This is a genomic window from Streptococcus sp. HMSC066F10, assembly GCF_001813805.1.
Classification (GTDB): Bacteria; Bacillota; Bacilli; order Lactobacillales; family Streptococcaceae; genus Streptococcus; species Streptococcus vaginalis.
The window spans coordinates 1-252 of record NZ_KV813973.1 but is presented as its reverse complement, the minus strand read 5'-3'; the positions used below and the strand labels follow the sequence as shown (position 1 = coordinate 252).

The window sequence follows — 252 nt, the reverse complement described above, 5'->3', positions numbered from 1 at the left end:
AGCGATCAGGGCTCTGTCTACACCTCAAAAGCTTATTACCAGGCTTGCACAGAAAAAGGCATCACCCGCTCTATGTCCCGTAAGGGAACACCAGCAGATAATGCCTGTATCGAATGGTTTCATTCTGTCCTAAAGTCTGAAACCTTCTATCTCCATAACTGGAGAAACTTAACCAAAGATAGTAGAACAGATATTGTCAAATCTACATCATATTTTATAATGAAACTAGAATTCAACAGAGATGAAACGACC

The 252-nt window shown here is 40.1% G+C and carries 1 pseudogene; it reads left to right on the top strand.

Going from position 1 to position 252, the window contains the following annotated elements:
- A pseudogene (locus tag HMPREF2933_RS10330) lies at nucleotides 1-245 on the top strand (IS3 family transposase); the annotation flags it as partial.
- Nucleotides 246-252 lie beyond the last annotated feature (7 nt).